The organism is Serratia sp. CY83965 (genome assembly GCF_052166375.1).
Lineage (GTDB): Bacteria > Pseudomonadota > Gammaproteobacteria > Enterobacterales > Enterobacteriaceae > Serratia > Serratia marcescens.
In genome coordinates, this window is record NZ_JBJNOV010000020.1 from 89595 (window position 1) to 98348 (window position 8754).

The 8754-nt window shown below is 62.9% G+C and carries 7 protein-coding genes; 4 read left to right on the forward strand and 3 right to left on the reverse strand.

Translation table 11 applies throughout. The features are described 5' to 3' along the window. Positions 1 to 2: 2 nt before the first annotated feature. Positions 3 to 698 (forward strand): tRNA (guanosine(18)-2'-O)-methyltransferase TrmH, encoded by a 696-nt coding sequence (trmH, locus tag ACJ8PL_RS24905; RefSeq protein WP_033639122.1) that lies wholly within the window; start codon positions 3 to 5, stop codon positions 696 to 698. Beyond that, positions 695 to 2776 carry an ATP-dependent DNA helicase RecG gene (recG, locus tag ACJ8PL_RS24910; RefSeq protein ID WP_442531446.1) on the forward strand — a complete coding sequence of 694 codons (2082 nt, stop codon included), beginning with the start codon at positions 695 to 697 and terminating at the stop codon, positions 2774 to 2776. Before trmH ends, recG begins: the two co-directional genes overlap by 4 nt. Positions 2777 to 2818: 42 nt before the next feature. Here recG and gltS read toward each other — a convergent pair whose 3' ends face one another. After that, complete coding sequence (gene gltS / locus ACJ8PL_RS24915) at positions 2819 to 4030, reverse strand: sodium/glutamate symporter (RefSeq protein ID WP_025304708.1); 1212 nt, start codon at positions 4028 to 4030, stop codon at positions 2819 to 2821. A 240-nt stretch (positions 4031 to 4270) separates the two neighbouring features. Here gltS and ACJ8PL_RS24920 point away from each other — a divergent pair, with 240 nt between their 5' ends. Then, the gene (locus ACJ8PL_RS24920) at positions 4271 to 5671 is read left to right on the forward strand and encodes a nucleobase:cation symporter-2 family protein (protein ID WP_019452186.1); all 1401 of its coding nucleotides are present in this window, start codon (positions 4271 to 4273) and stop codon (positions 5669 to 5671) included. 128 nt (positions 5672 to 5799) lie between these two features. Beyond that, a complete protein-coding gene (locus ACJ8PL_RS24925) occupies positions 5800 to 7461 on the forward strand; it encodes an AsmA family protein (RefSeq protein WP_442531447.1) in 1662 nt (553 codons plus the stop codon). A 37-nt stretch (positions 7462 to 7498) separates the two neighbouring features. Here ACJ8PL_RS24925 and fabY read toward each other — a convergent pair whose 3' ends face one another. After that, entirely contained in the window at positions 7499 to 8446 is a 948-nt protein-coding gene (gene fabY, locus ACJ8PL_RS24930) for a fatty acid biosynthesis protein FabY (protein ID WP_025304711.1), read from the reverse strand. A 21-nt stretch (positions 8447 to 8467) separates the two neighbouring features. Next, the coding region (gene dtd, locus ACJ8PL_RS24935) for a D-aminoacyl-tRNA deacylase (RefSeq protein WP_442531448.1) at positions 8468 to 8754 on the reverse strand (287 nt) is incomplete at its 5' end.

Here is an 8754-nt window from a genome sequence, read left to right on the forward strand (position 1 = left end):
TTATGAGTCCTGAACGCTATGCGCGGATTTGTGAAATGCTTGCGACCCGGCAGCCGGATCTGACGGTCTGCCTGGAGCAGGTGCACAAGCCGCATAACGTCTCCGCCATTATCCGCACCGCCGACGCCGTCGGCGTGCATCAGGTCCACGCCGTGTGGCCCACCACCCGCATGCGCACCCTGGTTTCCTCCGCCGCCGGCAGCAACAGCTGGGTCAGCGTTAAAACCCATCCCACTATCGGCGACGCGGTCGGTCACCTGAAAGCGCAGGGCATGCAAATTCTGGCCACCAACCTGTCTGCGCGCGCGGTCGATTTCCGCGAGGTGGACTACACCCGGCCAACCTGCGTGCTGCTCGGCCAGGAAAAAACCGGCATCACCGAAGAAGCGCTGGCGCTGGCCGATCAAGACATCGTCATTCCGATGATCGGCATGGTGCAATCGCTCAACGTCTCCGTGGCTTCGGCGCTGATCCTGTATGAGGCGCAGCGCCAGCGGCAAAACGCCGGCCTGTACCGCCGCGACAACAGCATGTTGGACGAAGAAGAGCAGCAGCGTCTGCTGTTCGAAGGCGGCTATCCGGTGCTGGCCAACGTGGCCAAGCGCAAGGGGCTGCCGCGTCCGCAGATCGACGAACAGGGCCAGGTGGTCGCCAGCGCCGAATGGTGGGCGGCCATGCAGGCGACGGTGCGCAAATGAAAGGCCACCTGCTGGATGCTGTCCCACTCACCACGCTTTCCGGGGTTGGCGCCAGCCAGGCGGGCAAACTGGCCAAGCTTGGCCTCGACACCATTCAGGATCTGCTGCTGCACCTGCCGCTGCGCTACGAAGACCGCACCCGCCTCTACCCGATCAACGATCTGCTGCCGGGCATCTACGCCACGGTAGAAGGGGAAGTGCTGCGCAGCGACATCAGCTTCGGCCGCCGCCGCATGCTGACCTGCCAGATCAGCGACGGCACCGGCATCCTCACCATGCGGTTCTTCAACTTCAACGCCGCAATGAAGAACAGCCTGGCCACCGGCCGCCGCGTGACCGCCTACGGCGAGATCAAACGCGGCAACCACGGCGCGGAGATCATCCATCCGGAATACCGTATTCAGGGCGAAACCAGCGAGGTTGAGCTGCAGGAGTCGCTGACGCCGGTTTACCCCACCACCGAAGGGGTGCGGCAGGCCACGCTGCGCAAGCTGACCGACCAGGCGCTGGCGCTGCTGGATACCTGCGCCATCGCCGAGTTGCTGCCGCCGGAGCTGAGCGGCGGCCTGATGAGCCTGCCGCAGGCGCTGCACACCCTGCACCGCCCGCCGCCGGACATCCAGCTGGCGGATCTGGAGCTGGGTAAACACCCGGCGCAAAAGCGTCTGATCCTCGAAGAGCTGCTGGCGCATAACCTCAGCATGCTGGCGGTGCGCGCCGGCGCGCAGAGCTATCAGGCGCAGCCGCTGCTGCCGGACGATCGGCTGAAAAACCGTTTTCTCGCCCAGTTGCCGTTCTCGCCGACCGGCGCGCAAACGCGCGTGGTGGCCGACATCGAAGCCGATATGCAAAAAGACTTCCCGATGATGCGGCTGGTGCAGGGCGACGTTGGCTCCGGCAAAACGCTGGTGGCGGCGCTGGCGGCGCTTCGCGCCATCGCGCACGGCAAGCAGGTGGCGCTGATGGCGCCGACCGAGCTGCTGGCCGAACAGCATGCCAACAACTTCCGCCAGTGGTTCGAACCGCTGGGGTTGGAAGTCGGCTGGCTGGCCGGCAAGCAGAAAGGCAAGGCGCGCATTGCACAGCAGGAAGCCATCGCCAGCGGCCAGGTGTCGATGGTGGTCGGCACCCACGCCATCTTCCAGGAGCAGGTGCAGTTCAACGGCCTGGCGCTGGTGATCATCGATGAGCAGCACCGCTTCGGGGTGCATCAGCGGCTGGCGCTGTGGGAGAAAGGCGAAGAGCAAGGCTTCCACGCCCATCAGCTGATCATGACCGCCACGCCGATCCCGCGCACGCTGGCAATGACCGCCTACGCCGATCTCGATACCTCGGTCATCGACGAGCTGCCGCCGGGCCGTACGCCGGTGACCACCGTCGCCATTCCCGATACCCGCCGCGCCGACATCATTCAGCGGGTGAAAAGCGCCTGTCTGGAAGAGGGGCGACAGGCTTACTGGGTGTGCACGCTGATCGAAGAGTCCGAGCTGCTGGAAGCGCAGGCGGCGGAAGCCACTTGGGAAGAATTGAAAACCGCGCTGCCGGAGCTGAAGGTAGCGCTGGTGCACGGCCGCATGAAAGCGCAGGAAAAGCAGGCGGTGATGCAGGCGTTTAAACAGGGCGAACTGCAGCTGTTGGTCGCCACCACGGTGATCGAAGTCGGCGTCGACGTGCCGAACGCCAGCCTGATGATCATCGAAAACCCGGAACGGCTGGGCCTGGCGCAGCTGCACCAGCTGCGCGGCCGCGTTGGACGCGGCGCCGTGGCCTCACACTGCGTATTGCTGTACAAAACGCCGCTGAGCAAAACCGCGCAAACGCGCCTGCAAGTGCTGCGCGACAGCAACGACGGTTTCGTCATCGCGCAGCGCGATCTGGAGATCCGCGGCCCGGGCGAGCTGCTGGGCACCCGCCAGACCGGCAGCGCCGAATTCAAGGTGGCGGATCTGCTGCGCGACCAGGCGATGATCCCCGAAGTGCAGCGCGTCGCTCGCCATCTCCATCAGCACTATCCGGAACACGCCCAGGCGCTGATCGAACGCTGGCTGCCGGAGAAGGCGCGCTACTCCAACGCATAAAAAAGGGCGCCTGCGGCGCCCTTTTCGTGATGACTCGCGATATCACCCCACCGCCGGGAACACCGGCAGCAGCAGATACAGCTTGATGACGATGGCGTTGGCGATATCGATAAAGAACGCTCCCACCATCGGCACCACCAGAAACGCCAGATGCGACGGGCCGAAGCGATCGGTGATCGCCTGCATGTTGGCGATCGCCGTCGGCGTGGCGCCCATGCCGAAGCCGCAGTGGCCGGCGGCCAGCACCGCCGCGTCGTAGTTCTTGCCCATCACCCGGTAAGTAACAAAGATCGCGTACAGCGCCATCACCAGCGTCTGCACCGCCAGGATCGCCAGCATCGGCAACGCCAGCGAAGCCAGCTCCCACAGGCGCAGGCTCATCAACGCCATCGCCAGGAACAGCGACAGGCTGACATTACCCAGCACCGATACCGCACGTTCGAACACGGTATAGAAACCGGTGAAGGCCAGGGTGTTGCTGAGGATCACCCCGACGAACAGCACGCAAACGAAGTTAGGCAGCTCAAACACCGTACCGTTCAGCAGGCCGGCAATCAGCTGCCCCAGGCTCAGACAGATGGCGATCATGGCGATGGTTTCGATCATCACCAGCGAGGTGATCAGGCGGCCGCTTTCCGGCTTCTCGAAACCGCTCGGCTGCACGCTGTCTTCCGGGGTGCCTTCCGGCGTAGAGGAGTGTTTGACCAGATAGCGCGCCACCGGGCCGCCGATCAGGCCGCCCAGCACCAGGCCGAAGGTGGCGCAGGCCATGGCGACTTCCGTCGCGTTTTCAAAGCCGTAGCGCTCGATGAACAGCTTGCTCCAGGCCGCCCCGGTGCCGTGGCCGCCCGACAGGGTGATCGACCCGGCGATCAGACCCATCAGTGGATCCAACCCCAGCATTTTCGCCATGCCGATGCCGATGGCGTTCTGCACCAGCAGCAGCCCCAGCACCACGAACAGGAATACCATCAGCGCCTTGCCGCCGGCGCGCAACCGCGCCAGGTTGGCGTTCAGGCCGATGGTGGCGAAGAAGGCCAGCATCAGCGGATCCTTCAGCGACATGTCAAAGCTGATTTCCCAGTTGGCGAACTTTTTCAGGGCTAACAGCAGGAGGGCCACCAGCAAACCGCCGGCGACGGGAGCGGGAATGGTATATTTTCGCAGCAGGGGAATGCTTCTGACGCACTTGCCTCCGAGAAGCAAAACCAGCGTCGCCGCGACTAACGTGCCATAAGTATCAAGATGAAACATCCAGGTACTCCATGTAAGGGAAAAGATCCAAATAAAAATAATAAGTTATAGAAAACCACTTAGTTTTTAAACTTGATGAGTGCAGGATTAGAAGTAAAAAACGCTGAGATGACAAGAAAAAATGAATGAAAATGCGACATAAACGGGAAAGTCGGCAACATAATATTTGCGCGCAACCGTTTGCTTTTGCGGGGCGGGGCATTAAAATGCCTGCTTTGCCGTATCTGGAAACGCCACACCATGAGCATGTCATCCTCCGAGCTTGATGCCGCGCGCCAAGCCGCCTCAGAACCCCGCGCCAGTGAACTGATTTATCGCCTGGAAGATCGCCCGCCGCTGCCGCAAACGCTGTTTGCCGCCGGTCAGCATCTGCTGGCGATGTTCGTCGCGGTGATCACACCGGCTCTGCTGATCTGCCAGGCGCTGGGCCTGCCGGCACAGGATACCCAGCACATCATCAGCATGTCGCTGTTCGCCTCCGGTCTGGCTTCCATTCTGCAAATCAAAACCTGGGGACCGGTGGGTTCCGGGCTGTTGTCGATTCAGGGCACCAGCTTCAATTTCGTTTCGCCGCTGATCATGGGCGGTCTGGCGCTGAAAAACGGCGGCGCCGACGTGCCGACCATGATGGCCGCGCTGTTCGGCACCCTGATGGTCGCTTCTTGCACCGAAATTTTACTGTCGCGCGTGCTGCATCTGGCGCGCCGCATCATCACCCCGCTGGTTTCCGGCATCGTGGTGATGATCATTGGCCTGTCGCTGATTCAGGTCGGTCTGACCTCGATCGGCGGCGGTTATGCCGCGATGAACGATCACAGCTTCGGCTCACCGAAAAACCTGCTGCTGGCCGGCGCGGTGCTGGCGGTCATCATCCTGCTGAACCGCCAGCGCAACCCTTACCTGCGCGTCGCTTCGCTGGTGATCGCCATGGCGGTCGGCTATCTATTGGCCTGGGCGATGGACATGCTGCCCGCCGACGCACCGGCAGCTCCAACGGCGGCGATCACCATCCCCACGCCGCTCTATTACGGTCTGGGCTTCGACTGGAACCTGCTGCTGCCGCTGATGCTGATCTTTATGGTCACCTCGCTGGAAACCATCGGCGACATCACCGCCACTTCCGACGTCTCCGAACAGCCTGTCAGCGGGCCGCTGTACATGAAGCGCCTGAAGGGCGGCGTACTGGCCAACGGCCTGAACTCGATGCTGTCGGCGGTGTTCAACACCTTCCCCAACTCCTGCTTCGGCCAGAACAACGGCGTGATCCAGCTGACCGGCGTCGCCAGCCGCTATGTCGGCTTCGTGGTGGCGCTGATGCTGATCGCGCTGGGGCTGTTCCCGGCGGTGGCCGGCTTCGTGCAGCACATCCCCGAGCCGGTACTGGGCGGCGCGACCATCGTGATGTTCGGCACCATCGCCGCCTCCGGCGTGCGCATCGTGTCGCGCGAGCGCCTGAACCGCCGCGCCATCATGATCATGGCGCTGTCGCTGGCCGTCGGCATGGGCGTCTCCCAGCAGCCGCTGATCCTGCAGTTCGCGCCGGACTGGCTGAAAACCCTGCTCTCTTCCGGCATCGCCGCCGGCGGCATTACCGCCATCGTGCTGAACCTGGTGTTCCCGCAGGAACACGAGAAAAAGTAACCCGCCCATTGGCGTTCAAACGGCCGCTTGCGGCCGTTTTTTATTGTCTATCAGACCATTGCCCTTGAGATGCCCAGCCAATTGCGGCATAAACAGGGTATCTTTTTTGACCGATGCGGATGTAGACGATGAAATTTATCGGAAAGCTGTTGCTGACGTTGCTGCTGCTGATCGTGCTGGCGATGGTGCTGCTGTACCTGGTCGGGCAAACCCGCTGGGCGGCAGGCCGCCTGAGCGCCTGGATCAGCGACAACAGCGAATACCGCCTGTCGATAGGAAAAATCACCCATTCGTGGCGCCAACCGGACCAGATCGGTCTGGAAGACGTGCAGCTGGCGCGCAGCGGCCAGCCGCAGGCGCTGGCCGCCAAACGCGTCGATCTCGGCCTCAGCCTGCGCCAAATCACCGAACCGCGCTATTTCCACAGCGTCACGCTGCGTGACGGCACGCTGAACGTGCAGCCGCAGACTGCGGCGCTGCCTGTACAGGCCGACGTGCTGCAACTGAGCAATATGGCGCTGCAATCCAACGATAACGCGTGGCAGCTCAACGCGCAGCAGGTCAATGCCGGCATCACGCCGTGGCGCCCGCTGGCCGGCCATCTGCTGGGGGACAACAATCAGTTCCAGTTCAGCGCCGGTTCGATGACGCTGAACGGCATCCCCGCTTCGAAGGTGTTGGTGCAGGGGGAGCAAAAGCAGGGTCAGCTGCTGTTGAACAATTTCGGCGCCGATCTGGCGCAGGGCGACCTGACCGGCGTAGCCAGCCGCGCCGCCGACGGCAGTTGGCAGGTGGATCGCCTGCGGCTGAGCGGCGTGCGCCTGCAGACACCGATGACGTTGGCGGAATTCATGCGGCGCTTTACCGCCCTGCCGCCGGTCACCCTCAAGCGTTTCGATCTGATCGACGCGCGCCTGGAAGGCAAGGCGTGGGCGTTTAACGATCTCGATCTGTCGCTGCAAAACGTCAGCATCGAAAAAGGCGACTGGCGCAGCGAAGACGGCTCGCTCAACGTCAATGCCAGTGATGTGATCAACGGCGGTTTCCACCTGATCGACCCGATCGCCACCCTGCGCCTCTCCTCCGCCGGCATCGCCATTCAGCAGTTCACCACCCGTTGGGAAGGCGGGCTGCTGCGCACCTCCGGCAATTGGCTGCGCGCCGGCAAACGCCTGCAGCTGGATGAAGTGGCCATGGCGGCGCTGGAGTACACCCTGCCTATCGACTGGCGCGAGCTGTGGCTGAAACCGCTGCCGGACTGGCTGGCCGAGGTGTACGTCACCAAGCTGACCACCAACCGCAATCTGATCATCGACATCAACCCGGCGTTCCCGTTCCAGATCACCGCGCTGGACGGTTATGGCAGCAACCTGCTGCTGGCGCGCGACCACCAGTGGGGCATATGGTCCGGTTCGCTGAACCTGAACGGCAGCGAGGCGACCTTCAACAAGATCGACGTGCGGCGCCCTTCGCTGGCGCTGAACGCCGACGCCGGCCAGATCGCCGTCACCGAACTCAGCGCCTTCATGCCTAATGGGTTGCTTGAGGCCAAAGCGACCGTCGATCAGTTGCCGGGCAAGCCGTTCCAGCTGATGCTGCACGGCCGCTCGGTACCGCTCAATACCTTGCAGCAATGGGGATGGCAGCCGGTGCCGCTGACGGGCGACGGCAACCTTGAGCTGCAGTTGAAAGGGCTGCTGAACAGCGACGGGCCGTTCAAAGCTTCATTGAAGGGGACTCTGCAAGCCACCGCCGGCGACGGCCAGACGGTGAACCAACAGCTGCCGTAATGCACTGCGCGGCCCGCCCTCAGGCAGGGCCGCCGCCTTACTCCTCCAGCGCTTCAGAGCCGCCCTGATCCAGCGGCACATCCGGCTCGGCCGGCAGCACCATGTAAGTGCCTTCGAACACCGCGCCCTTATCCTCATCGCCGAACAGATGCACTTCGGCGTGCACGCGCGCGCGGCGGCCGCGCGCCAGACGCGCCAAATCACCGCTCAGCGAACCGAGATCCGCCACCGCCCGCGGCCTGCCGGTGATCGGTTTGCTGTAGCGAATGTGCGCGTCCGCCAGAATGATGGTGCCGCCGAGATGGCGCTCACGCAACAGCAGCCAAATCAGCCCCCAAGCGGTCAGCGTCGCCAGTGAGAACAGGCTGCCGGCAAACAGCGTATGGTGCGGATTCTGGTTGCCGATCTCCGGCATGGTGGTGACGAAGCGCTGGCCGGTGTATTGGCTGATGCGCACGCCCATCTTTTCGCTCAGCGGGATATGTTCATACCAGGCCTGCTGCAATTGGCCGCACCAGTCGGGGCGATGCAGGATATCGTCCAGCGTCGCCACCGGTTTAATCATCAAGAAGTGACGGATCGGGGTGGTCTGCGGCGCGGTGATCTCGCCCTGATTGACGAACCCCAGCTTGGCGAAGAAATCCACCGCGTCTTCACGGGCGCTGCACACTACCCGCTTCACGCCTTCCTGCCGCGCGACGGACTCCAGCGTTATCGCTACCAGCGTCCCGAGCCCTTTATCCTGCAACGTCGGGTCTACCGCCAGAAAACGGATCGCCGCCTCGTTGTCGGCATTGATGTACAGCCGCCCGATGGCGACGATTTTACCGGCCTCGTCCACCACCATTTGGTGATGGGCCATGGCGTCATAGGCATCCTTTTCCGAACCCACCGGCTGGTGCAGCGGCTTGCGCAGCATTTCCCAGCGAAACTGGTAATATTCCTTCAGTTCTTGCTCTGTTACGGGTACTCGTAGGTGATACATAGACGCCTGTTCTCCGAATGCTTAGACCTGTAGCCAGAATGTCACCGGACCATCGTTGACCAGCGCCACCTGCATGTCGGCGGCGAACTCGCCGGTCTGGGTCTCTACGCCGCGTTCGCGGCATTGGCCAACAAAATATTGATACAACCGATCGGCGACCAAAGGCGCGGCGCCGCGCGAGAAGCTGGGCCGCATGCCCTTCTGGGTGTCCGCCGCCAGGGTGAACTGCGAAACGACCAGCACGCTGCCCCCGGCCTGCTGGACGTTGAGGTTCATCTTGTCGTTCTCGTCGCCGAAAATGCGGTATC

Coding starts and splice junctions, on each gene's coding strand:
- recG (WP_442531446.1), top strand. CDS start 695: ATGAAAGGCCACCTGCTGGATGCTGTCCCACTCACCACGCTTTCCGGG.
- gltS (WP_025304708.1), bottom strand. CDS start 4,030: ATGTTTCATCTTGATACTTATGGCACGTTAGTCGCGGCGACGCTGGTT.
- ACJ8PL_RS24925 (WP_442531447.1), top strand. CDS start 5,800: ATGAAATTTATCGGAAAGCTGTTGCTGACGTTGCTGCTGCTGATCGTG.
- fabY (WP_025304711.1), bottom strand. CDS start 8,446: ATGTATCACCTACGAGTACCCGTAACAGAGCAAGAACTGAAGGAATAT.
- ACJ8PL_RS24920 (WP_019452186.1), top strand. CDS start 4,271: ATGAGCATGTCATCCTCCGAGCTTGATGCCGCGCGCCAAGCCGCCTCA.
- trmH (WP_033639122.1), top strand. CDS start 3: ATGAGTCCTGAACGCTATGCGCGGATTTGTGAAATGCTTGCGACCCGG.